General features: G+C 40.4%; 24 protein-coding genes. 21 read left to right on the plus strand and 3 right to left on the minus strand.

The genetic code is table 11. From position 1 onward, the window contains the following. Position 1 precedes the first annotated feature (1 nt). From cyoB to dnaB, 8 genes are all read left to right on the plus strand, one after another. Positions 2-1990 (plus strand): cytochrome o ubiquinol oxidase subunit I, encoded by a 1989-nt coding sequence (gene cyoB / locus FTT91_RS00145; RefSeq protein ID WP_180168741.1) that lies wholly within the window; start codon positions 2-4, stop codon positions 1988-1990. Between the two features lie 3 nt (positions 1991-1993). Continuing rightward, entirely contained in the window at positions 1994-2611 is a 618-nt protein-coding gene (gene cyoC, locus FTT91_RS00150) for a cytochrome o ubiquinol oxidase subunit III (RefSeq protein WP_004973159.1), read from the plus strand. Beyond that, a complete protein-coding gene (locus tag FTT91_RS00155) occupies positions 2611-2937 on the plus strand; it encodes a cytochrome o ubiquinol oxidase subunit IV (protein WP_004973158.1) in 327 nt (108 codons plus the stop codon). Before cyoC ends, FTT91_RS00155 begins: the two co-directional genes overlap by 1 nt. A 10-nt stretch (positions 2938-2947) precedes the next feature. Beyond that, positions 2948-3826 carry a heme o synthase gene (gene cyoE, locus FTT91_RS00160; RefSeq protein ID WP_004973155.1) on the plus strand — a complete coding sequence of 293 codons (879 nt, stop codon included), beginning with the start codon at positions 2948-2950 and terminating at the stop codon, positions 3824-3826. Positions 3827-4180: 354 nt separating this feature from the next. Then, on the plus strand, positions 4181-4570 hold the full coding sequence (rpsF, locus tag FTT91_RS00165; protein ID WP_004973153.1) for a 30S ribosomal protein S6: 390 nt from the start codon (positions 4181-4183) through the stop codon (positions 4568-4570). A gap of 11 nt (positions 4571-4581) precedes the next feature. Further along, entirely contained in the window at positions 4582-4809 is a 228-nt protein-coding gene (rpsR, locus tag FTT91_RS00170; RefSeq protein ID WP_004719336.1) for a 30S ribosomal protein S18, read from the plus strand. 9 nt (positions 4810-4818) lie between these two features. Further along, complete coding sequence (gene rplI, locus FTT91_RS00175) at positions 4819-5265, plus strand: 50S ribosomal protein L9 (RefSeq protein ID WP_004973150.1); 447 nt, start codon at positions 4819-4821, stop codon at positions 5263-5265. Between the two features lie 233 nt (positions 5266-5498). After that, positions 5499-6944, plus strand: coding sequence for a replicative DNA helicase (gene dnaB / locus FTT91_RS00180; RefSeq protein ID WP_004973149.1), 1446 nt, complete (start codon positions 5499-5501; stop codon positions 6942-6944). Between the two features lie 21 nt (positions 6945-6965). On the opposite strand, the gene FTT91_RS00185 is transcribed toward dnaB, so the two are convergent. Continuing rightward, entirely contained in the window at positions 6966-7532 is a 567-nt protein-coding gene (locus FTT91_RS00185; protein ID WP_026438364.1) for a hypothetical protein, read from the minus strand. A 467-nt stretch (positions 7533-7999) separates the two neighbouring features. Between FTT91_RS00185 and alr the strand changes: the two genes are divergently transcribed. The 5 genes from alr (at position 8000) to FTT91_RS00210 (ending at position 13908) form a co-directional block, all read left to right on the plus strand. Continuing rightward, positions 8000-9076, plus strand: a complete 1077-nt coding sequence (gene alr / locus FTT91_RS00190) for an alanine racemase (protein WP_096900907.1) — start codon at positions 8000-8002, stop codon at positions 9074-9076. A gap of 530 nt (positions 9077-9606) precedes the next feature. Next, positions 9607-10353 carry a beta-ketoacyl-ACP reductase gene (locus FTT91_RS00195; protein WP_180168742.1) on the plus strand — a complete coding sequence of 249 codons (747 nt, stop codon included), beginning with the start codon at positions 9607-9609 and terminating at the stop codon, positions 10351-10353. A 51-nt stretch (positions 10354-10404) separates the two neighbouring features. Next, positions 10405-10749, plus strand: a complete 345-nt coding sequence (locus tag FTT91_RS00200) for a phasin family protein (RefSeq protein WP_004973142.1) — start codon at positions 10405-10407, stop codon at positions 10747-10749. A gap of 125 nt (positions 10750-10874) precedes the next feature. Beyond that, a complete protein-coding gene (locus FTT91_RS00205) occupies positions 10875-12647 on the plus strand; it encodes a class I poly(R)-hydroxyalkanoic acid synthase (protein WP_180168743.1) in 1773 nt (590 codons plus the stop codon). 82 nt (positions 12648-12729) lie between these two features. Further along, positions 12730-13908, plus strand: coding sequence for an acetyl-CoA C-acetyltransferase (locus tag FTT91_RS00210; RefSeq protein ID WP_004973139.1), 1179 nt, complete (start codon positions 12730-12732; stop codon positions 13906-13908). A 166-nt stretch (positions 13909-14074) separates the two neighbouring features. On the opposite strand, the gene FTT91_RS00215 is transcribed toward FTT91_RS00210, so the two are convergent. Then, positions 14075-14674, minus strand: a complete 600-nt coding sequence (locus FTT91_RS00215; RefSeq protein WP_004973138.1) for a hypothetical protein — start codon at positions 14672-14674, stop codon at positions 14075-14077. A gap of 398 nt (positions 14675-15072) precedes the next feature. On the opposite strand from FTT91_RS00215, the gene FTT91_RS14660 reads away from it, so the two are divergent. Continuing rightward, positions 15073-16071: a YafY family protein gene (locus FTT91_RS14660; RefSeq protein WP_004973137.1), complete on the plus strand. Its 999-nt coding sequence runs from the start codon at positions 15073-15075 to the stop codon at positions 16069-16071. Between the two features lie 347 nt (positions 16072-16418). Here the strand turns inward: FTT91_RS14660 and mnmG are convergent, their stop codons facing one another. Next, on the minus strand, positions 16419-18299 hold the full coding sequence (gene mnmG / locus FTT91_RS00225; protein ID WP_096900911.1) for a tRNA uridine-5-carboxymethylaminomethyl(34) synthesis enzyme MnmG: 1881 nt from the start codon (positions 18297-18299) through the stop codon (positions 16419-16421). Positions 18300-18543: 244 nt separating this feature from the next. Here mnmG and FTT91_RS00230 point away from each other — a divergent pair, with 244 nt between their 5' ends. From FTT91_RS00230 to purH, 7 genes are all read left to right on the plus strand, one after another. Next, positions 18544-18900 (plus strand): hypothetical protein, encoded by a 357-nt coding sequence (locus FTT91_RS00230; protein WP_180168744.1) that lies wholly within the window; start codon positions 18544-18546, stop codon positions 18898-18900. 187 nt (positions 18901-19087) lie between these two features. Further along, positions 19088-19999, plus strand: coding sequence for a bile acid:sodium symporter family protein (locus tag FTT91_RS00235; protein ID WP_180168745.1), 912 nt, complete (start codon positions 19088-19090; stop codon positions 19997-19999). Between the two features lie 83 nt (positions 20000-20082). Further along, entirely contained in the window at positions 20083-20964 is an 882-nt protein-coding gene (locus tag FTT91_RS00240; protein WP_096900912.1) for a bile acid:sodium symporter family protein, read from the plus strand. A 255-nt stretch (positions 20965-21219) separates the two neighbouring features. After that, positions 21220-22122: a 50S ribosomal protein L11 methyltransferase gene (prmA, locus tag FTT91_RS00245; protein ID WP_004973131.1), complete on the plus strand. Its 903-nt coding sequence runs from the start codon at positions 21220-21222 to the stop codon at positions 22120-22122. A gap of 16 nt (positions 22123-22138) precedes the next feature. Then, the gene (locus tag FTT91_RS00250) at positions 22139-22993 is read left to right on the plus strand and encodes a DUF3426 domain-containing protein (RefSeq protein WP_180168746.1); all 855 of its coding nucleotides are present in this window, start codon (positions 22139-22141) and stop codon (positions 22991-22993) included. A 389-nt stretch (positions 22994-23382) separates the two neighbouring features. Continuing rightward, the gene (fis, locus tag FTT91_RS00255) at positions 23383-23652 is read left to right on the plus strand and encodes a DNA-binding transcriptional regulator Fis (protein WP_001086304.1); all 270 of its coding nucleotides are present in this window, start codon (positions 23383-23385) and stop codon (positions 23650-23652) included. Between the two features lie 92 nt (positions 23653-23744). Continuing rightward, positions 23745-25319, plus strand: a complete 1575-nt coding sequence (purH, locus tag FTT91_RS00260; protein ID WP_004973127.1) for a bifunctional phosphoribosylaminoimidazolecarboxamide formyltransferase/IMP cyclohydrolase — start codon at positions 23745-23747, stop codon at positions 25317-25319. The last annotated feature ends 162 nt before the right edge of the window (positions 25320-25481 follow it).

Genomic DNA, 25481 nt, shown 5'->3' on the forward strand with positions numbered 1-25481 from the left:
CATGAGCTTATTAGGTAAGTTAGGTCCAGATGCAATTCCTTACGATCCAATCGTATTGGTTACTGTTGCAGCGATGATCTTAGGTGGCCTTGCAGTTGTTGCTGGTATTACCTACTTCAAAAAATGGGGCTACTTGTGGAACGAATGGTTCACATCTGTAGACCATAAAAAAATTGGTATCATGTATATCTTTGTATCTGTAGTCATGTTACTTCGTGGCTTCGCAGATGCGATCATGATGCGTCTTCAGCAGTTCCTTGCAAAAGGTGGTGGTGAAGGTTATTTACACCCAGAACACTATGACCAGATTTTCACCGCACACGGTGTGATCATGATCTTCTTCGTGGCAATGGGTCTTGTTGTTGGCTTAATGAACATCTCTGTACCATTACAGATTGGTGCTCGTGACGTAGCCTTCCCGTTATTAAACTCTTTAAGCTTCTGGTTATTCGCTGGTGCTGCAGGTTTAATGATGGTTTCACTTGCATTAGGTGAATTCGCTGCTACAGGTTGGATGGCTTATCCTCCTCTATCTGGTATCGAATATTCTCCAGGTGTTGGTGTTGACTACTATATTTGGGCACTTCAGGTTTCTGGTCTAGGTACGCTTCTTACTGGTGTTAACTTCTTCGTTACCATCATCAAAATGCGTGCGCCTGGCATGAAACTTATGGACATGCCTGTTTTCACTTGGACATCATTAGTTACTGCGGTACTTATCATTGCAACTTTCCCAGTTTTAACTGCGACAATTGCGATGTTAACGCTTGACCGTTACTTCGGTTTCCACTTCTTTACCAACGACATGGGTGGTAGCCCAATGTTGTATGTAAACTTGATTTGGACATGGGGTCACCCAGAAGTATATATCTTAATATTACCAGCATTTGGTATTTTCTCTGAAGTAACTGCGACTTTTGCGCGCAAAACTTTGTTCGGTTACAAATCAATGGTGTACGCAACCGTTGCAATTGGTGTGTTATCACTTGTTGTATGGGTTCACCACTTCTTTACCATGGGTGCAGGTGCCAACGTTAACGCGTTCTTCGGTATCATGACCATGATTATTGCGATTCCTACTGGTGTGAAAATCTTCTCTTGGTTATTCACTATGTACAAGGGTCGTATTACCTACACTACCCCAATGCTATGGACACTTGGCTTCCTTGTGACTTTTGGTATCGGTGGTTTAACAGGTGTATTAATGGCAGTTCCACCAGCGGACTTCCTTGTACACAACTCTTTATTCTTGATTGCTCACTTCCATAACGTAATTATTGGTGGTGTTGTATTCGGGATGTTCGCAGGTATCATTTACTACTGGCCAAAAATGTTTGGTTGGAGACTCAATGAAACTTGGGGTAAAGCAGCATTCTGGTTCTGGTTCTTCGGTTTCTACTTTGCATTCATGCCACTTTATATCCTTGGTTTCATGGGTATGACTCGTCGTTTGAATACATATGACAACCCAGAATGGGATCCATACTTGGCAATTGCGTTCTTCGGTTCTGTGTTAATTGCTATTGGTCTATTCTGCTTCGTTATGCAGATTGTGGTTGGCTTCCTACAACGCAACCAACGCTTAGACCTTACTGGAGATCCATGGGATGGCCGTACGCTTGAGTGGGCTACTTCTTCTCCAGCACCGTTCTATAACTTTGCTCACCTTCCAAAGATCAATGGTATTGATACTTTCTGGACTGACAAAGAAAATGGTGTAGCATACGCTCGTCCAACTAAGTATGAAGATGTCCATATGCCAACTAACCGTGCAGCTGGCTTCATAATTGCAATGTTTATTACAACTATGGGCTTCGCGTTAATCTGGCATATTTGGTGGTTAGTATTCGTTACTTTTATCGCTGCAATCATCAGCTTCATCGTGAGCTCTTTCACGAAGAAAGTGGACTACTATGTTCCTGCTGCTGAAGTTGAGCGTATTGAAAACGAACGCTATGCGCTCCTTGAAAAACACTTGAAGAAGGACTAAGACATGGCTGAAGTACTTCATCACGACAACCACGGACATGATGATCATCACCACGATGATACAGACATCACCGTCTTTGGTTTCTGGACCTACTTGATGAGTGACCTTGTAATTTTTGGTACACTTTTCATCGCGTTCGCTGTATTAAGTAGCCACGTTCCAGTAGGCACTCCAACAGCTAAAGATTTGTTTGGCGAGTCATTAGGCTTCGTTTTAACAGAAACTTTTGCCCTGTTGATTTCTTCTGTAACTTTCGGTTTTGCCGTTTTAGCTGCTTACAAGAAAGATGTTGCTAAAGTTCTAACTTGGTTAGGCGTGACTTGGGTTTTCGGTGCGATCTTTATTGGTATGGAACTTTATGAGTTCAACCATTTAGTTCACGCTGGACATGGTCCAAGTGCGAGTGCGTTCTTATCTGCGTTCTTTACTTTGGTTGGTACGCACGGTATTCACGTAACTTCAGGTTTAGTTTGGATGATCGTGTTAATGGTTCAAATCAAGAAATATGGTTTGACTATTCCGAACATGCGTCGTTTAGCTTGCCTAAGCTTGTTCTGGCACTTCCTTGACATCGTTTGGATCTGTGTATTCAGCGTAGTTTACTTGATGGGAGTTCTCTAATGAGTCACGATCACAACTCTGCTGGTGCATCACACGGTAACACTAAGCAATATACGATTGGCTTTATCCTTTCTGTTATCCTTACCATTATTCCTTTTGGTATGGTTATGGCAGGTGGTTTTGGCCGTGGTATTTTGATTACTGTTATTTCGATTACAGCAGTTGCTCAGATTCTTATTCAATTAATTTATTTCTTGCATATGAATTCTTCTTCAGAGCAACGTTGGAACGTGATTGCATTCGTGTATACCATTCTGACCATTGCCATCCTTTTGGTTGGTTCTGTATGGATCATGAACTACCTACACTACAACATGATGATCTAAACTGGTTGTCATGCTGAAAAAGTATTTATTCCTGACAAAGCCAGGAATTCTCTTTGGTAATTTTATTACCACTTTGGGTGGCTACTTTGTAGCTGCCCAAGGTTCTGTAGATTTCCTTCTCCTACTGCTTACTCTGCTTGGTACAACGCTTGTTGTCGCCTCAGGATGTGTGGTCAACAATATTATTGACCAAGACATCGACCAAAAAATGCAACGCACACAAAACCGTGCTTTAGTGAAAAAAACTGTTTCTGTTCCTATTGCGCTGATTTATTCAGTGGTATTGGGCATAATTGGTTTTAGCATTTTATGGTTTGGAGTTAACGCATACGCTTTTCTTTTTGCACTGATTGGTTTCGTGGTTTATGTCGGCTTTTACAGTCTATGGACCAAACGCACAACAATTCATCAAACCATTATTGGCAGTATTTCAGGCGCAAGCCCACCTGTCATTGGTTATACCGCTGTTGCAAATCAATTTGACTTAGCTGCACTACTTATCTTTTTAGGTTATGCACTTTGGCAAATGCCCCACTCTTGGGCGATTGCAATTTACCGTTTTGATGATTACAAAAATGCGGGGATTCCAATTTTGCCAGTAGCTCGTTCAATTTTACGAACGAAAATTGAATCACTAATTTATGTGGTGTTATTTACCGTTGCCATGAATGGACTGTTTGTATTTGGTTATGCAAACTGGCTATATCTGGTTATTTTGAATGCACTTTGTATTTATTGGTTCTATATTGGCGTCATTGGCTTCAAAGCAGAAAATGATCAATTATGGGCAAAACGCTTTTTCCTATTTTCGGTTATTTTAATTACTGTTGTGAGTTTATGTTTTAGCTTTACAGCAACCGCACCAAGCACGCAAATCATACTTTTTTAAAAGATAGAGTTTAGCTCTATCTTTTAATGGAGTGCCTACCCTCTCCACACTTCAATATTTAAATAATAACAATTTATCTGTCTTTGAATTATTCGTCCTTAATAATTTTTGCATTAAACACTCTAAAAGTTAGTGACATACAAATACAAAGCATAAAATTTAAATTCCAATCATAGATGCAAAATATTACATTCCCTTTTTACCCAAGCCGATCTTTTCTTAGACCAAGCCTTGAATTTACTTGGTAAAAGCTCTAAAATTCACGCTTCGCAATTTTGCGACACAACTTCGGTTGTGACTCCTTGCTTCTGGCTCAATTTAGTCAGGGGCTGCATAAACCGTAAGGAGCTGACAATGCGTCACTACGAAATCGTACTTTTGGTACACCCAGACCAAAGCGATCAAGTTGTGGGTATGGTAGAACGTTACCTAACTCACATCAAAGAAGCTGAAGGTCAAATTCACCGTTTAGAAGATTGGGGCCGTCGTCAATTGGCTTACCCAATTAACAAAATTCACAAAGCGCACTACATTCTTATGAACGTTGAATGTGGTCAAACTACGCTTGACGAGTTAGAAGAATTGTTCCGTTATAACGACGCGATCCTTCGTAGCTTGATCATCCGTCGTGAAAACGCTATCACTGAAGAGTCATTATTGGCTAAGAGTGCTGAAGAAAAACGTGCGCGTAAAGCTCAACGTGAAGAAGCACAACACGCTAACCAAGACTCTGCTGAAGCTTAAGGAGAACATCAATGGCACGTTTTTACCGTCGTCGCAAGTTCTGCCGCTTTACAGCTGAGAACGTTACGTACATCGACTACAAAGATATCGATACACTAAAACAGTACATCACTGAAAATGGCAAGATTGTTCCTAGCCGTATTACAGGTACTAAAGCTCGTTACCAACGTCAATTAGCGCTTGCTATTAAACAAGCTCGCTACTTAGCGTTGATCCCTTACACTGACAATCATAAGTGAGGTTGAGCTGTGGATATTATCTTATTACAACGCATTAAGAACCTTGGTAAATTAGGCGATAAAGTTTCAGTTAAAGCTGGTTACGGCCGTAACTACTTGATCCCTCAAGGTAAAGCAGTTGCTGCAACTGAAGCAAACACTGCAGCATTTGAAGCTCGTCGTGCTGAACTTGAGAAGCAAGAAGCTGAAATTTTAGCTGCTGCTCAAGCACGTGCTGACCAATTGAACGAAGTTAACATCGTAATCACTGCTAAAGCTGGTGATGAAGGTAAACTTTTCGGTTCTATCGGTACTCGTGACATCGCTGACGCGTTAACGAATGCTGGTCTTGAAGTTGACCGTGCAGAAGTTCGTTTACCAAACGGTGCGCTTCGTCACACTGGTGAATTCAACATCGCAATCCAATTGCACCATGATGTTGTTGCTGAAGTTCTCGTTACTATCGTATCTGAGTAATTTTCTGCAAAAGAAAAGAGCATGCCTAATCGCATGCTCTTTTTTTGTCTTTAGAATATACAGTTAGTACAATTTTCCTAAATCGATCTATACGCTTTGACTTATCCTTCACCAAAATCTACTCGCTTTTTTTTCTAGAGGGCGTATCATCGGGAAGTGGAAAGAATATGAGTTTCAAGTTCTATCCCCCGTGCATTATTCAGCATTTACTGTTTTAAAAATCAGGGATTTATATGTCACAGGCGACTGCTAGCGCAAAGCAACATACTGCAAAGTCTGATCTAAAACCAAATGAGAACAGCCCGCTTAAAGAGTTTCGTACCCCACCGCATAACTTAGCCATCGAACAAGCTGTTTTGGCTGCGTTGATGACTGTAGCCGAATCTTTTGAACAAGTGGGTGATGTATTACAAGAATCTGATTTTTACGCGACACGCCACAAATATATTTTCCGCGCTATTGATTCTTTATCTAAAGAAAACTCACCTTATGATGCTGTTTTGGTGAATGACTGGCTGATTAAACAAAATTTACTCGAAGCTGCGGGCGGTGAAGAATATTTAATGCAGCTCATGGCAGACTCACCTTCTAGTTTTTATAACCTAGAAACCTATGCCACGAAAATTAAAGAATTCTCAACCCTCAGAAACATGATTAAAGTCAGTTCTGAAATTTTACAAAATGCCTATGACACCAAAGGGCGTAGTGTAAGTGAGATTTTAGATTTGGCTGAAACTAATATTTTCCAAATTGCCGAACAACACAATAACAATGCCAAAGCGCAAGGCCCAAAAGCCATTTCGAGTGTGGTTGCCGATGTATTCGATAAACTTGATGAACTTTCTAAAATGGAAGGCAATATTACAGGTTTAACCACAGGCTTTGTGGAGTTAGATAATAAAACTTCGGGCATGCAAGCGGGTGATTTGATTATTGTCGCTGCGCGTCCATCTATGGGTAAAACCACCTTTGCCATGAATTTGGTTGAAAGTGTTTTGTTTAACAATGACTTACCTGCCCTTGTCTACTCTATGGAAATGCCTGCAGACTCAATTGCAATGCGTTTGATTTCTGCATACGGCAAAGTGCATCAAGGGAACTTACGTTCAGGTAAACTCAGTGGCGATGAATGGTCAAAAGTCACAGGCACGATTTTACAACTGCAAGAAAAGCATTTGTATATTGATGACTCATCTGCCCTACCACCTACGGAAGTACGTGCACGTGCACGACGCATTGCCAAACAACATGGCGGTAAAATTGGCTGCATCATGGTCGATTACTTGCAGTTAATGAAAGTTCCAGGCATGGGCGATAACCGTGTCGGCGAAATCTCAGAAATTTCACGTAGCTTAAAAGCCTTGGCCAAAGAGATGAACTGCCCTGTGATTGCTTTGTCACAGCTCAACCGCTCATTAGAGAACCGACCTAATAAACGCCCTGTGATGTCTGACTTGCGTGAATCTGGTGCAATTGAGCAGGATGCGGATTTAATCATGTTTATTTACCGCGACGAAGTTTACAATAAAGAATCTAAAGAAGCAGGTACTGCCGAAATTATTATTGGTAAACAGCGTAACGGCCCAATTGGTACGGTACGTCTTGCTTTTGAAGGGCAATATACGCGTTTTAGTAACTTATCTCCTGAGTATTATGCTCAGTATGATGATGAAGAGTAATGCTTGCATTGCTCTTTTTTATTAAAACCATGTTTTAATCTGACTTATTAACTTTGCCCACCATAGTTTCCAACTTGAGAGTAAATTATAATCTTGACTATTTTCTTCCATTTCAAGTGATGGAAATGCTTTATTTAATTGCTTGCATGTCGGATACTTTTGTTGCAGTTGCGCCAAATAATGTGTCTGATCATAGTCTATAAAACCATCTAAAATCCCAACCTCTGATCTATCGACTGTAGAACAATTTGAGGTCTGCTTATTCCAAGCTAAAAATGGGACAATCGGTTTAGATAAAACAAGCTGGTCATTCTTACAGTTTAATGTTGCAAATGAAACTACTTGATATTGCTGGGGTTTAGCACCATCTGGTGCATAAGCTAAACCAATAATTAATTGGTTTTTAGCTGTACTTTTACCTGAAAATCCACTGTACCATTGAGTAGGCTTTTTATATTTAACCTCATCTAGTATTGAGCGAAAAATAAATTGACCTGAACTGAGTTCAAAAATGAAGTCTGAACTCTCCTGTACTGCCAGTGAACCTTGGTAACGGGCAATAAAAACGTCATTGGGTGAATGTGGCATACAAGCCATAACTGATTGACAAAAAAATAAAGTACTCCATCCCAGATAACAAAATATTTTCATCATTTATTCAACATATCCAAGTTTAAAATGCATTGTTTAATCTCTCTTTGAGTTCATTTAAATTACGAACCCACTCTCCACAATCTTCTGAGTCTTGCCATAACTCGTACAGTTCAGAATTTTCCTAAGTGAGAGCATCTAACGCCATAATAGCTTTTAGAACGTATAGTTTTATATGAAAAATAAAGCCTGAAACTTTTACAAATTATTTGCAATCAATAACCTAATAGATTTTTCGATCTTAAGTTAATTTATGATCAAAAACTTAAATGTTCATGTCTATTTGAGGTTGATAGGTCTACAATAGTGAATATTTTTAAATAGAACTATTTTTAGTATTTATTTATCACTCCACAGTGTATCTAACACAAATTACCAATTGTCATTCCCAAGGAGTAACGAGGGTGCGCCAAGCAACAGTTTATATTGACAGTCAGGCACTGCAATATAATTTAAACCGTGTCAAACAACTTGCCCCAACAGCGAAAATTGTTAGCATGGTCAAGGCCAATGCTTACGGACATGGTGTAAAAGACTGCTTAGCAGCCTTAAAAGACAGCGATGCCTTTGGTGTCGCTTGCGTTGAAGAAGCCTTAGAAATTCGTGAATTGGGATATACGCAGCCCATCACCCTGATTGAAGGTGTTTTTTCTGCCGATGAAATGCAAAGTGTGTTAGCACACAAATTAGAATGTGTGGTGCATCATCAAGCACAGCTCGACTGGCTGCTACAACATAAAGCTGATTACATCACACAAGGCTTAAAAGTCTGGGTCAAACTCAACAGCGGCATGAATCGTTTAGGTTTTAAAATTCCTGAAATTATTGATGTGATTCACATGCTCAAAGCTGAAGGTTTTACCTGTGTGTTGACCATGCATTTTGCCAATGCCGATGGCGACCATGCTTTGAATGATCAACAAGTCGCACAATTTTTGCATGTCAAAGACAATTGCAGCCCTATTCTTGCTTCTTGCTGCAACTCTGCTGCAATCTATCGTTATCCCGAATTGCATTTTGATTATGTACGCCCAGGCATTATGCTTTACGGTGCAACGCCTTTTGCCGCACATAATGTGCATACACTCGACTTAAAGCCTGTGATGACTTTAAGCGCAGAAGTGATCGCACTAAATGAAATTGATGCAGGCGAACACGTCGGCTACGGTTCAACCTTTACTGCAGAACAAGCCATGCAAATTGCGATTGTTTCAATTGGCTATGGCGATGGTTATCCACGTACATTTGTTCAGCCAAATTTTGTTGCGATTGGTGCAAAATTAACGCCTGTGCTTGGTCGTGTGTCTATGGATATGATTGCCATTGATGTCACAGGTTTAGACGTTGAATTAGGCACACAAGTTGAACTATGGGGCAAACACCGTTTGGTGGATGATGTTGCCACAGCCAATGGTACGATTGGCTATGAGTTGTTGTGTCGTTTAAGCCCTCGCCCACAGCGCAAGGCAACCAGCATTTAACTTTCTTTTTTCGATCTGTTGCATGTAGCAGTTTTGCTGCATGCAATCGTCTAAGCCATTCTCTTTTTCTTTCTTATATTTTTCTTTTCGCTTTTTATTTTCTTAAATTCACTTTATTTCCATTCATATTGATAAAAATTTGTGGTCACCCACATTTGCATTTAGCGCTTTACAGTCATCCAAATATTTAGCTGAAAATCACACTCAAAATCTCAAGAAAAAACAATATGCTCGCGCACTGTCTTTAAACTGCCACATCGCTTCAAATTCATGGATTAATCACATTTCACCAGTTCTCAGAAGTTTGTGCTGCGCGCTACGATGAATCAATGACTTCACGACTATTTAAGCCATTTATAAAAGCATCCACATGATAAGAAAATAATCTATTACCAATATTTGTTTACTTTTGACTTCAAAGCATCATCAAACTGCAGCCTCTTTGAAATATAAAACGCTTAATTTCTAAACAAGAATAAAGAGGAAAAACTCCTTAATTTTTATAATCTTATTCTGCTTAGGAAAAGAATATGTCTGAACAAAAAGTAGCTTTAGTGACGGGTGCATTAGGTGGTATTGGCAGTGAGATTTGCCGTCAACTGGTTACAGCAGGCTATAAAATTATTGCAACGGTTATACCAAGAGAAGAAGATCGCGAAAAGCAATGGCTTAAAGACGAAGGCTTTACAGAAAGTGATGTGCGCTTTGTTTTAACCAACTTAAATGAGCATGAAGCGGCTACAGCAGCCATTCAAGAAGCAATTGATGCTGAAGGTCGTGTAGATGTGTTGGTCAACAATGCTGGTATTACCCGCGATGCAACTTTCAAAAAAATGAGCTATACGCAGTGGTCTGAAGTGATTGAAACCAACTTAAAAACACTTTTTACCGTGACTCAGCCTGTATTTAACAAAATGTTAGAACAAAAGTCTGGTCGCATTGTGAACATTAGTTCGGTGAACGGTTTAAAAGGTCAATTTGGTCAAGCCAACTACTCTGCAACTAAGGCAGGCATCATCGGCTTTAGCAAAGCTTTGGCGCAAGAAGGCGCACGTTCAAATATCTGCGTGAACGTCGTTGCACCAGGTTATACCGCAACCCCGATGGTCACAGCCATGCGCGAAGAAGTAATTAAAAGCATTGAAGCACAAATTCCTCTGCAACGTCTTGCCGCCCCTACCGAAATTGCGGCAGCAGTTATGTATTTAGTGAGTGATCATGCTGCATACGTAACAGGCGAAACCTTATCAATCAACGGCGGCTTATACATGCACTAAGCGTGTAACACCTCATTTTAATCTACAAGTTTATTTACTGGAGTGACACCCATGCTATACGGCGACTTATTTTCAAACATGAATGCTCAATACAAAAACGTGTTTGAACCGTACACCAAATTCAACAGTATAGTTGCAAAAAATTTTGCTAACTTAACCAACCTACAATTAGAAGCAGCACGCAACTATGCCAACATTGGTTTAGCACAAATGTTTGCCAATAGCGAAGTGAAAGACATGCAAAGCATGGTGAACTGCACCACCAAGCAATTAGAAACTATGAACAAACTCAGTCAGCAAATGATTGAAGATGGCAAAAAATTAGCAACACTGACTTCAGAAGTCAAAGCAGAATTTGAAAAGTTAGTCAGCGATTCAATGCCAAATAATAAATAAGCACTGCTCTGAAAACCATGCGTTATCAGGACGAATGTTACGGGGAAGTGTGAAAATTTCCCCGTTTTAGTTTCAGCCTTGCACTCAATTTGATTGCTAAAAGCCATGTGCTATGGAGCGATGAAATGAAACAGAACTCATTTCAATTCAAAGAAAATATATTACAATTTTTCTCTAGCCACGATGATATCTGGAAAAAACTACAAGAATTTTATTATGGGCAAAGCCCTATTAATGACGCCTTAACACAGCTCAACAAAGAAGATATGTCGATGTTCTTTGAAGCTTTGTCTAAAAATCCAGCACGCTTGATGGAAATGCAATGGAGCTGGTGGCAAGGTCAAATGCAAATCTACCAAAATGTGATGATGCGCAGTGTGGCAAAAGACATCGAACCATTCATTCAACCTGAAAGTGGTGATCGTCGTTTTAACAGCCCATTATGGCAAGAACAACCCAATTTTGACCTGTTATCGCAGTCTTATTTGCTGTTTAGCCAACTGGTACAAAATATGGTGGATGTCGTAGAAGGCATTCCAGACAAAGTGCGTTACCGCATTCACTTTTTTACCCGTCAAATGATTAATGCTTTATCACCAAGCAATTTTCTTTGGACTAACCCTGAAGTGATTCAGCAAACCATTACCGAACAAGGCGAAAACCTTGTCCGTGGTATGCAAATTTTCCATGATGATGTGGTCAATAGCGGAAAATATTTATCTATTCGCATAGTCAATAGTGACTCTTTTAGCTTGGGTAAAGATTTAGCCTATACACCAGGCGCAGTGGTCTTTGAAAATGAAATTTTCCAGTTGTTGCAATATGAAGCAACGACAGAAAATGTATATCAAACCCCGATTCTAATCGTGCCGCCATTTATTAATAAATATTATGTGCTGGATTTACGCGAACAAAACTCATTGGTGAACTGGTTACGTCAGCAAGGTCATACGGTCTTTTTAATGTCTTGGCGTAACCCAAATGCTGAACAAAAAGAACTCACTTTCGCTGATCTGATCACCGCAGGTGCGGTTGAAGCTTTGCGTGTTATTGAAGAAATTACAGGAGAAAAAGAAGCCAACTGTATCGGCTATTGTATTGGTGGTACTTTACTTGCTGCAACGCAGGCTTATTACGTGGCAAAACGCCTGAAAAGTCATGTGAAATCTGCCACGTATATGGCAACCATTATCGACTTTGAAAACCCAGGCAGCTTAGGCGTATTTATTAATGAACCTGTGATTAATGGTTTAGAAACCTTAAATAATCAATTCGGTTATTTTGATGGTCGCCAATTGGCAGTTACGTTCAGTTTGTTACGTGAAAATACCCTGTACTGGAACTACTACATCGAGAACTATTTAAAAGGCAAAGAGCCTTCAGATTTCGATATTTTGTATTGGAACAGCGACGGCACCAATATTCCTGCCAAAATTCATAATTTCTTATTGCGTAATTTGTATTTGAATAATGAATTGATTTCACCAAACGCAGTGAAAGTAAACGGTGTTGGACTCAACCTTTCTCGTGTCAAAACACCAAGCTTCTTTATTGCAACGCAGGAAGATCATATCGCGCTTTGGGATACAAGCTTCCGTGGTGCAGATTACTTAGGCGGTGAATCTACACTGGTACTTGGTGAATCTGGACACGTGGCAGGCATTGTGAATCCGCCAAGTCGTAATAAATACGGCTGCTATACCAACTCTGCCAAGTTTGAAAATACCAAGCAATGGCTAGATGGTGCAGAGTATCATCCTGAGTCTTGGTGGCTACGCTGGCAGGCTTGGGTTACACCGTATGCAGGCCAACAATTCCCTGCCCGCGCCTTAGGTAATGCGCAATATCCAATGATAGAAGCAGCACCAGGTCGCTATGTTTTGGTAAATTTATTTTAATCAGTCATATAACAACAGCAATGCACATGCTATATATCATGTGCATCCACAGAAACGTAAACATAAAATTTAAGGATATAAAATGAAAGATGTTGTCATTGTTGCTGCAAAACGTACTGCAATTGGTAGCTTTTTAGGTAGTCTCGCTTCTTTATCTGCACCACAATTGGGGCAAACAGCAATTCGTGCGGTATTAGACAGTGCCAAAGTACAGCCTGAACAAGTCGATCAGGTGATTATGGGCAACGTACTCACTACAGGTGTAGGACAAAACCCTGCACGCCAAGCCGCAATTGCTGCAGGTATTCCTGTGCAAGTACCTGCATCAACGCTTAACGTGGTGTGTGGTTCAGGTTTACGTGCCGTACATTTGGCTGCACAAGCGATTCAGTGTGATGAAGCAGAAATTGTGGTTGCTGGTGGTCAAGAATCAATGTCACAAAGCGCACACTATATGCAATTGCGAAACTGTCAAAAAATGGGGAATGCCCAGTTGATCGACAGCATGGTGGCTGATGGTTTAACCGATGCCTATAACCAATATCACATGGGTATTACTGCAGAAAATATTGTAGAAAAACTTGGTTTAAACCGTGAAGAACAAGACCAATTGGCACTGACTTCACAACAACGCGCGGCTGCAGCACAAGCGGCTGGTAAATTTAAAGATGAAATTGCGGCTGTAAGCATTCCACAGCGTAAAGGCGACCCAATTGTATTTGCTGAAGATGAATACATCAAAGCCAATACTACCCTTGAAAGCCTGAATAAATTACGCCCTGCGTTCAAAAAAGATGGCAGCGTAACCGCAGGCAATGCTTCTGGTATTAACGATGGTGCAGCAGCAGTGTTGATGATGAGTGCAGACAAAGCTGCAGCCTTAGGTCTACAACCTTTAGCACGTATTAAAGCCTATGCAATGTCGGGTATTGAGCCTGAAATTATGGGTCTTGGCCCTGTTGAAGCGGTAAAGAAAACCCTGAATAAAGCAGGCTGGAGCTTAGATCAAGTTGATTTGATTGAAGCTAACGAAGCCTTTGCCGCTCAGGCTTTAGGCGTTGCCAAAGAACTAGGCTTAGACTTAGATAAAGTAAACGTGAATGGCGGTGCAATTGCCCTCGGTCACCCGATTGGTGCTTCTGGTTGCCGTATCCTTGTGACGTTACTACACGAAATGCAACGCCGTGATGCAAAAAAAGGCATCGCAACGCTTTGCGTCGGCGGTGGTATGGGTGTTGCACTTGCGGTTGAACGCGACTAAGTAACCGAGCCGAAAGTACTGCACGAGTCAAAGCTATTGAATTTGATAGCTGTTCAAAGCCAGTAATAAGTTAAGACATAATGGGAGCTTCGGCTTCCACTATTTTTTAACTACACAGAGCTTAAAATAATATTGTTGTCGATTAATTTGACATGACAAGTTCTGCTTAATCCACCGAAAGTAAGTGCTGAATATGATCACTAAAGTGATAAAAATGCATGGTATCGGGTTGCTGTTTCAGCTGTTGCCATGCGTCTACAAACGACGTCCAACCTAAATCTTTTAGGCATTGCACAATCATTTCCAATTGCGACAAAGTCTTTTCAGTCGATTGTTTTAACCGAATTTGTCGGTCTAATTGTTCAATTTTTTGCCCCAATTGGAAAAATAAATATATCTGCTGTGGTTCTGCATCTAATAGTGCTTCGCAGTCTTGTACCACATCACAAATATAACTCGCGTTATCGCACGCATTTTGAATACATTGCTGTAATTCAACATAAGTAGCTTTAGAAAACACCTGTGCCAAGTTTTGAATTTTTGTCCGTGTTTGCTCAAACTGCATCGCAAATGAAGCAGGCTGTTCTTCGTTTAAAATCAATTCATTTAAAGAAGCTGCATCAAATGCAGGCAAACAAAAGGCATGTGCATAAGTCAAAGCAGCATCATTTTGTTTAAATGGAAATTGCTGACATACATATTGAATACGGGTTAAATATCGGGCTAACCAAAAAATTTCTCGCGCATCGCTGCTAGATAAATTCACGGTTGTTTCATCCTCCTAACTCTAAGGTCTGTTGATAATTCATCGCGATAAAGCACCTCAATCGCCTTGCCCAATTAACCTACAGCACTCATCCACTCAGACCGCTTTGATTTACATAAACCTGTATCTACCATACAAAACAATGACAGGTTTTCACTTAAACACAACTATTCAATCTTGCTTTTCTAATTGATCCAAGTATGGCTTGAGGTCATAGTTTCTGATTCACTTCTATTATTTGATTAACTTTGCCCGTCCAAATTTTGTGATATTTACTGCAAAATCTGCGGTTATATTTTGCCCTTTTTCAGTAAAAAACTTGCTAATCATTCCGAGTTTTCTTATTGTGTGGAAGAACAAGTTTTCATCCGTATGAATTGACCTAGTAAATATTGAATATGTCTATACAAGAAAAAGAAACATCGAATAGTTTATATCGCCAATGGCAAATTTTATCGCGCCTTTCTACAGGTAAATGGATGGGCACACGTGAATTACACGATGTCCTGCAACGTGAAGGTATCGACATTAGTTTGCGTACGATTCAACGTGACTTAAATCAAATTTCTCAGCGCTTTCCAATTGAAAGTAATGGTACCGTACCACAAGGTTGGCGCTGGCGTTCAGATGCACCGATTCAAAGTTTACCGCACATGACCAGCTCTCAAGCGGTAACGTTTATGATGGTCGAGGAACATTTAAAACATCTGCTGCCGCCAAGTTTGATTGAAGAAATGAACCCATGGTTTGATTTGGCACGACGCAGTCTATCGACCCAAAACAATGTCCGCCAATGGATTAATCGTGTGCGAATTGTGCCTGCAACACAACCTTTAATTCCACCAGTCGTAGACCGCAATGCACAACAGGCGATATATGAAGGCTTGCTCCAAGACAAACAACTAGAATGTATTTATCAATCACGCAGCAATTCAGGCGAAGAAAAAACTTATGTGCTGAATCCTTTGGCTTTGGTGCAAAAAGGTGCGGTGATTTATTTAATCTGTACTCGATTTGACAAAACCGACATTCAAACCTTTGCCCTGCATCGTTTTAAAGCAGCCAAAGTTTTAGATTCACGCGCCTTGCATCCTGTTAATTTTGATATTGATGCCTATATTGAATCTGGCGAATTAGGTTTTAGAGTCGATTTCAGTAAAGCTACTGAAAATATTCAGCTCAAACTTACCATGCAAAAAGCTGATGCCATATACTTCGATGAAAGCCAATTAAGCAAAGATCAAACTATGGAAACACTGGAAAATGGTAATGTGTTGGTGACTGCCACTGTGCCGTTTACCTCACAATTGGTTTGGTGGTTGCGTAGTTTTGGTAAAAAGCTAATTCAGATTGAACCTGTAGAAGTTGCCAATGCGGTGCATCAAACTCAGGAATAAAAAAGCCCCAAATATATTGGGGCGATAGCATTATCGTTCTCTTTTAAATCAAATTATTGTGATTGCTGATTGAAGTTAAAATTAAAATTGACTCGGCATCGTTCAGCGTGGGCATGCCAGTTCAGCTGTACTATAACGAATGCTTTTTAAAGTCATATTTTGCTCCTATCTATGTTGATAAGTGTCACTTTAAATGCTCCTGATCTAGCTGTGAAATCATAAGATATGCAGTCGAAATCAGATTTATTCTTATACGCAACTTCTTCTTTGCTTAGCATCTGATTTACTTTGGCGCATAAAAAAGCCCGCAATTTAAATTGTGGGCTTCTTCATCAATCCATCAAACCTTAAGCAGATTTACGTGACTGTGCATTTTTACGAATGGTGATCATCACCAATTGAACTGCGGCAGGTGTCACACCTGGAATACGACTGGCTTGTGCCAAAGTTTCAGGCAAAACATGCTTCAATTTTAGCGTGATTTCACGCGATAAACCTGACACTGCATCATAATCAAAATCGGCAGGGATTTTGGTTTCTTCCAAGCGTTTTAATTGTGCGACATCTTCATGCTGACGGTTGATATAACCTGCATATTTCACTGCAATTTCAATTTGATCGCCCACTTGTGCAGAAACGTCTGAACCCGTTAATTCTGCGATTTGCGCAAAACTGATATTTGGACGTTTTAACAGATCAATCGCAGAACATTCTTTGGATAAATCTGCACCTGTCATTTCAACAAATTTTTTACCCATTGGGTTGTTTGGTGCAGCCCACAAATGTTGTAAACGCCCTGTTTCACGTTCTACTGCTTCCATTTTTTCACAGTAAGCTGCCCAACGAGTGTCATCCACCAAACCAAGCTCACGACCAATTGGCGTCAAACGCTGATCGGCATTATCTTCACGCAACATCAAACGGTATTCCGCACGTGAGGTAAACATGCGGTACGGTTCTTTGGTACCTAGCGTGATCAAATCATCAACCAATACACCAATATAAGCTTCGTCACGTTTTGGTGTCCATTGTTCCTGATCCCAAGCGCGACGTGCCGCATTCAAACCAGCTAACACACCTTGCGCACCCGCTTCTTCATAGCCAGTCGTACCATTAATTTGACCTGCAAAATACAAGTTATTAATGGCTTTGGTTTCCAAAGTGAATTTCAAGGCTTGTGGATTGAAGTAATCATATTCAATCGCATAACCTGGACGCAAAATATGCGCATTTTCCATACCACGAATTGAACGAACTAACTCGAACTGCACATCAAACGGTAAAGAGGTTGAAATCCCGTTTGGATACAATTCATGTGTATCTAAACCTTCAGGCTCCAAAAATACCTGATGCGAGTCTTTATCAGAAAAACGGTGAATTTTATCTTCAATCGATGGGCAGTAACGTGGGCCAACACCTTCAATCACACCTGTATACATCGGTGAACGATCTAAACCACCACGAATAATTTCGTGAGTACGTTCATTGGTATGGGTGATATAGCAGTTCACTTGTTCAGGGTGCATCGACACATCACCCATGAATGACATGGTTGGTGATGGGAAATCACCTGGCTGCGGAATCATGACCGAAAAATCGACTGAGCGTGCATCAATACGTGGTGGCGTACCTGTTTTTAAACGCCCAACAGGCAAATTTAATTCACGTAAACGTGCCGCCAAAGCAATTGATGGAGGATCGCCTGCACGACCACCGCTCGATTTTTCTAAACCGATGTGAATCACACCACCCAAGAATGTACCTGTGGTCAATACCACGGTTTTCGCATCAAAACGAATCCCCATTTGAGTGACTACACCTTTTACAGTATCGCCTTCTACAATCAGGTCATCGGCTGCTTGTTGGAAAATATCTAAATTGGCTTGGTTTTCTAAAGTGGCGCGAATCGCAGCTTTAAAGCGAACTCGGTCTGCCTGCGCACGTGTTGCACGAACAGCAGCACCTTTACGCGAGTTTAAAATACGGAATTGAATCCCGCTTTTATCGGCAGCCAATGCCATTGCGCCGCCTAAGGCATCAATCTCACGTACCAAATGCGACTTACCAATCCCGCCAATTGCAGGGTTACAGCTCATCTGCCCTAAAGTCTCAATGTTATGAGTTAAGAGTAAGGTTTGACGACCCATACGTGCTGCTGCAAGCGCCGCTTCGGTGCCTGCGTGACCGCCACCAATAACAATGACATCGTAAACTTTAGGATAGTGCATAATGGTCAATGAGAGATAAAAAATAAAGACGGAATATAATATAGCAAAACTTGTGGCATAAGTTGACAGATTCAGTCGATTTTATTGGCTTAACCGCGCTACAAAATTAATATTTTGTAATCCAAATTTGCATTTTTACTGTACATAAAAACATTTAGACCTAAAAATTAACCAGATCACCGTTGTTTTAATTTGTCTATTTTTTATCCTAATAGCACAGATATGAGAAACAAAGGGAAACATCATGAATAAGAAAATTTTGCTGTCCTCTATGCTTTGTGGCTTATTTTTCAGTCCATTTGCAGTGCAGGCAAATGATAAAGTAGAAACCGTCTATAACGCGCAAAAATTCCAGCAAGTCTGTAAAGGTAAAACTCAGGGCGCACCTGTAAGCTTTGCTTATCGTGGGATTATCTGGAATGGTACCTGTGAACCACAATTCTTTAGTTCATCTAAAGCAGTGCAATTACAAGGCAATGAGCCTGAATTATACCGTTCTTGTATGGCAGATGCGCAAAGCACCGTCATTACAGTCAATGGTGCTGAGTTAAAAGGCAAATGTGCCTTAGGCTTTACGCCACCACGCCCTGCTGCCATGTGATCAATCAGTTAATCTATATTTTCATGAACAGATCGGCTTGTATTCATTCAAACTGAAAGCATGAAAATAACACCAAAGCAGTCATTTATAAGAAGTGACTGCTTTGTTTATTGCACAAGCTCAAAAAACAATTACACTGCAAAGAGAGGGAAAATTATACCCATAAGAAAAAAATAAAGGATGTGCTATGGATTCAGGCTTTTTTACCTTTTTTCTACCACTGACCTTGGCTGTGATGATGATGGGCTTAGGCTTACAACTCACGCCTAAAGACTTTATTCGGGTCAATCAATTTCCTAAAGTCATTTTTTTAACGCTTTTTTCACAATTGGTCATTTTGCCTGTTTTAGCATTTTCAATTTGTTTATTTTTAGAATTGCCACCGCTATTGGCAATTGGCTTAATGCTGCTTGCTGCCTCACCAGGGGGGCCTACTGCGAACTTATTTAGCTATGTCTATAAAGGTGACGTTGCCCTAAATATTACCCTAACCGCAATGAACTCTGTGATGGCGACCTTTACGCTGCCTTTTATTGTTAATTTGTCTTTTCTGTATTTTATGACCGATCAACAACAAATTGGCATGCCTATTGAAAAAATGGCACAGGTTTTTTTACTGATTATTGTGCCTGTATGTGTAGGAATGGCGGTGCGTAATGTGATGCCACAAATTGCATTACAGTTGGGCAAACCTATGCGTTTGATGTCCATTTATTTCATTTTCGCTTTATTCGTTTATGCGCTTTTCCGCGAACGCGCCAATGTCTTTGACTATTTCAGTGCGATTGGTATCGCCACAGCGCTTTTTTGCTTTTTAAGTTTACTTATTGGTTATCTTGTGCCGTATTTGGCGGGTGTGCCTGATCAACAAGCACGCTCTTGTTGTTTTGAAATTGGCATTCATAACACTGCTGTTTCTTTAACCGTTGCGCTATCGGTTTTGCAAAGCACTGAAATTGCCATTCCTTCTGCGATTTACACCATTTTTATGTATATGTTCAGCTTTATTTTAGGGAGTATGTTAGCTAGACAATCGGCCAAACTTGCCCATCAACACAAACAGGAGCAGAGTTTAAACCACAATAAAAATACAATTTAAAACGTGAGCAAAATTAACTACATATTAAACAAACAGTTAAATATCAAATAAATTATTGTAGATGTAAAAACAAAGGAGTGTTTATGGATTCAGGATTAATCACAATATTTTTGCCGCTGGCTTTGGCCGTGGTCATGGCTGGACTTGGCTTAGAACTCACTCCTAACGACTTTAAACGGGTGAGCAAACACCCCAAAGCAGTGTTTATTGCTTTATTTTGTCAATTGGTCGTCCTGACAGCAATTGCATTCTTTATTTGTAAACTGCTGAATTTACCACCACTGCTTGCAGTCGGACTCATGCTACTAGCAGCATCTCCAGGTGGGCCAACAGCCAACTTATTTAGCTACTTATATAAAGGTGATATTGCCCTAAACATCACCCTCACTGCCGTGAATTCCGTGATTGCAGCATTTACCTTGCCCCTGATTGTCAACTTTGCCATTCAACATTTTATGCAGGATGGGCAACAAGTTGGCTTACAATTTGCCAAAGTATTGCAGGTATTTTTAATTATTATTATCCCTGTGACTTTAGGGATGTTGGTACGCCATTTTAGCCCGCAAACGGCAGACCGTTTAAACAAACCTGTGCGTATTTTTGCTGTGGTTTTTCTGATAGTGATTATTATTGGCGCGATTGCCAAAGAGCGAAATAACATCATGCTTTATTTGGCAGATGTAGGACTTGCCACTGCCCTGTTCTGTGCCTGCAGTTTATTGATTGGTTATTTTGTCCCGCGTTTCTTTGGTGTGAACAGCCAACAAGCCCGTGCCTGCGCCTTTGAAATTGGCATTCACAACAGTACCCTTGCAATGACCATCGCCCTAACCGTTATGGCAAGCTCAACCATTGCCATGCCTGCTGCGGTTTATTCTATTTTCATGTATATTTTTGCCGCAATTTTAGGCACATTACTAAATAAATTTGTGCCGACTCCTGCATCGGAGCAATCTGCATCCTAAAACAAGTCTCTCAATCATCCCCAATCCAGCAATTTGACTGTTTTGGGGATGATTGAGCGATGATGGTTCAAACAAATTCTTAACTTATATTTTTTAGAGTTATATTTTTGTCACATTATTCGACTATAAGCATAAAGCGAATTTGAAACTTCCAATCGTATAGAGTTTTCCCTTTCGCAATCCGAATAAAAAATAACAGCGTCTGCAGCAGTTCAGTTACAATAGCGCTTTCGCATTAAATTTTAGGTTATCTCCGTGAAGTGGTTACAAATACATATTACTGTTGATCAAGCGCAAGTCGATTTTACTGAAACCCTGCTCAGTTCATTGGGTGCAGTCAGCGTAACCTTAGATGATGCGGAAAATCAGGACTTACTTGAGCCACTGCCAGGTGAAACACCACTTTGGAACAAAGTCATTGTGACAGGTATTTATGCACAAGACGAAGGTGAAGAAATTGATGTTGCAGCCTTAGAAACCTTTATTCGTGCGCAAATGCCAGATGCCCCTTTACGCAGTGAATTTTTGGAAGATCAGGTTTGGGAACGCTCATGGATGGATTACTACGAGCCAATCCAGATTGCAGAGAAATTCTGGATTGTACCTGAATGGTTAGAACCACCTGAGGCAGATGCAGTCAATATTAAACTTGACCCAGGTTTGGCTTTTGGTACAGGTAACCATGCCAGTACGTTCCTGTGCCTGCAATGGTTAGGTAAAACCAATGTAAAAGATAAAGTCGTGATCGACTACGGTTGTGGTTCAGGTATTTTAGGAGTAGCGGCTTTGTTGCTCGGTGCAAAAAAAGTCTATGCGACTGATATTGACCCGCAAGCAGTTTTAGCGACCAAACAAAATGCAGAACTCAACGGTGTACTTAAAAACTTATATGTGGGACTTCCAGAAGAGTTCAATGAAACCATCGGTAATGAAAAAGCAGACATTTTAGTTGCCAATATTTTGGCAGGCCCATTGATGATGCTTGCGCCAGAGTTTGCAACTTTAATTAAATCTGAGGGCGAGTTCGCACTTGCAGGTGTAATTGAAGAGCAAGTTGCTGAAGTTTCTAGTGTTTATTCTGAATTTTTTGATATAGTACAAGTCGAAAAACGTGAAGAAAACTGGTGTCGAATTTCTGGGAAACGCCATCCCCACTAACTGTAATTTTTGAGTTATGAGTGACAAGCAAACCAAGTGCCCTGAATGCCAAACTGTTTATAAAGTATCCGTTGCGCAGCTGACCGTTGCGCAAGGGATGGTTTGTTGTCCTAAATGCGACAATACCTTTAATGCTCTTTCGCATTTGGTATTTGCCTTTCCTCAAAATAAAAACTCAGTCACATCACAATTACATCACATTCAAAACCGCAGTTTTATGCAGGCAACTGCTGAACTTGCGCAACCGCAACATATTTTAGATATTTTTCAGCGTAAAGTTGAACATTCCAATATTGATCTGAAAACCTATCTGAATAACCTCAATTATTTCAGTACTGAACCAATTGGCACTATTCCTGCCATGAATTTGTCTATTCAAGACATTGAACAGGAAAAAAAGCACAGTAATGGCTACTATTTACTGTGGGGCATTATCAATACCTTACTGATTGGTTTGCTGATCTTTCAGATTTTATGGTTTAACCCAAAATTCCTGAACAGTAGTCCTGCGCTGAACTCTGTATTCACTCAGGTATGTCAGGTATTCAAATGTCAGAGTCTAGAAGAGCGCTATAGTTTAATTTCTATCAATCGTGTTCGTGTAAAACGTATTGACCGTCTGAATACGCTATTTACAGGCGAGCTGATTAATTATCACGATAAAAGCTTGGCATTGCCCAATATTAAAGTCACCCTAAAAGAAAACCAGAGAACTTTATCGACTTATATTTATTCTCCACAGGAGTATTTGGTCGAAAGTCTTTCGAGCATTCAACGTATTCCTAAAAACAGTCCATTTAAGTTTGACATTTTAGTTCCAATATCACGAAACGACTTCGATGCCTATACTTTAGAAATTATCAAGCCTTAATTCACAAAAAAATAGTGAAAAAATAGCGAAAAAAATTAAAAAAATTGCAGTTTTCTTGCTCACTTTTTCTCATACAATGGTATCATACGCGCCACGAAAGCTTTGTGCTGCAAACTCCTCGCAAGATTCACAACAAATATAGATCTGTCTAATGCGCTTTATTTTTATATATCGCGTACAGAGTAGATTTTTTGTTTTGATTTTGGTCTGTAACAATTATTAATGTATTGTTACGCTTAAATTTCGACCAATGCCTAGAGTTGTGGCAAGCTAAATGTTCCAGTTTTAGAACTTCCCGTTTTAGGATCTAAAACGGAGTTCATTTAATTTATAGACCACATTGATATATCACTTTATCCCAGTGATATCTGATTTTCGGATTAATTCGCATGAATAGCAAATCTCCTATTTTTACTGCACAATCTGATGTTGCTTTACGTATTCACGTAGATCGCGCAGTTCGCCATTATTTTGCACAACTACAAGGTGAACAACCTTCACAAGTGTATGACATGGTGTTAGCAGAAATGGAGAAACCTCTTTTATCTGTTGTTCTTGAATACACTCGCGGTAACCAAACACGCGCTGCTGAAATTCTTGGACTAAACCGTGGTACTTTACGTAAAAAGTTAAAAGCTCACGGTTTAATGAGTGAATAAGTGATAAAATGCTTGCGACCTCCGCAGGCATTTTTTTTACCTGCATTTTGCTAGTTTGTTTTAATCTGTAATTGAAAACTGTGACGAAGATCATGACTATTAAACGCGCTTTAATCTCTGTTTCTGACAAAACAGGTATTGTTGAATTTGCACAAGACCTTGCTGCTCTTGGGGTAGAAATTTTATCTACTGGCGGTACTTATAAGTTGCTTAAAGACAACAATATTGCTGTCGTAGAAGTATCAGAGCATACTGGTTTCCCTGAAATGATGGATGGTCGTGTAAAAACGTTACACCCAAAAATTCATGGCGGTATCTTGGCTCGTCGTGGTCTAGACGAAGCAGTCATGGCAGAACACAATATTGATGCCATCGACTTGGTTGTTGTTAACCTTTATCCATTTGCTGCGACTGTTGCAAAACCAAATTGTTCACTTGCAGATGCGATTGAGAACATCGACATTGGTGGCCCTACTATGGTTCGCGCTGCAGCGAAAAACCATGCTTCTGTAGGTATTGTAGTAAATGCTTCTGACTATGCGACTGTTATTGCAGAAATGAAAAGCAACGGTGCATTGTCTTACGAAACTCGTTTTGATTTGGCAGTGAAAGCATTTGAACACACTGCACAATATGACGGCATGATCGCCTCTTACTTAGGTGCACGTGTAGGTAAAGAAGAAGGTACTGCTGACCAATTTGCACGTACATTCAATACACAATTGAACAAAGCGCAAGATTTACGTTACGGCGAAAACCCGCATCAATCTGCAGCGTTCTATGTAGACCCTGCTGCAACTGAAGCTTCTGTTTCTACAGCGAAACAGCTTCAAGGTAAAGAATTATCTTATAACAACATTGCAGATACTGATGCCGCACTTGAATGTGTGAAATCATTTGCAAAACCTGCTTGTGTGATCGTAAAACACGCGAACCCATGTGGTGTTGCTGTATCTTTAGACGGTATTCAAGCGGCTTATGACCTTGCTTATGCAACTGACCCTGAATCTGCATTTGGTGGCATCATTGCGTTTAACCGTGAGTTAGACGTTGCCACTGCACAAGCGATTGTAGACCGTCAATTCGTTGAAGTAATCATTGCGCCTAGCATTGCAGATGGCGTACTTGAAGTGACTGGCGCGAAGAAAAACGTACGTGTATTGGTATGTGGTGAGCTTCCTGCGATTGATGCACGCGCTCCACAAATGGATTACAAACGTGTCAACGGCGGTTTATTGGTTCAAGACCAAGACTTGGGCATGATCACGAAAGATGACTTAAAAGTTGTGACCAAACGTGCACCAACTGAACAAGAAATTGACGATATGATCTTTGCTTGGAAAGTTGCGAAATACGTAAAATCGAACGCAATTGTTTATGCGAAAAACCGTCAGACCATTGGTGTTGGCGCAGGTCAAATGAGCCGTGTAAACTCTGCTCGTATTGCTGCCATTAAAGCAGAACATGCAGGTTTAGTGGTTGAAGGTGCAGTAATGGCATCTGACGCATTCTTCCCATTCCGTGATGGTATTGATAACGCAGCTAAAGCTGGTATCAAATGCATTATTCAACCGGGTGGTTCTATGCGTGATGAAGAAACGATTGCAGCAGCAGATGAAGCTGGTATTGCAATGGTCTTCACTGGCATGCGTCATTTCCGTCACTAATTAAACTCATTAATTAGAAGTCGTATTTAATAATCCTCCGAAATCCCCCTTTTTTATAAAAGGGGGACTTTTCACGTAAGGGAACTGTGTTTTTATGCACAATCTCCTTCCTTTTCAAGGGTGAAAAGCATAGCTTCGCTAGGGGGATTTTATTCTTTGAGG

This window comes from Acinetobacter sp. YH12021, assembly GCF_013420145.1.
In the GTDB taxonomy this organism is placed as follows: domain Bacteria; phylum Pseudomonadota; class Gammaproteobacteria; order Pseudomonadales; family Moraxellaceae; genus Acinetobacter; species Acinetobacter towneri.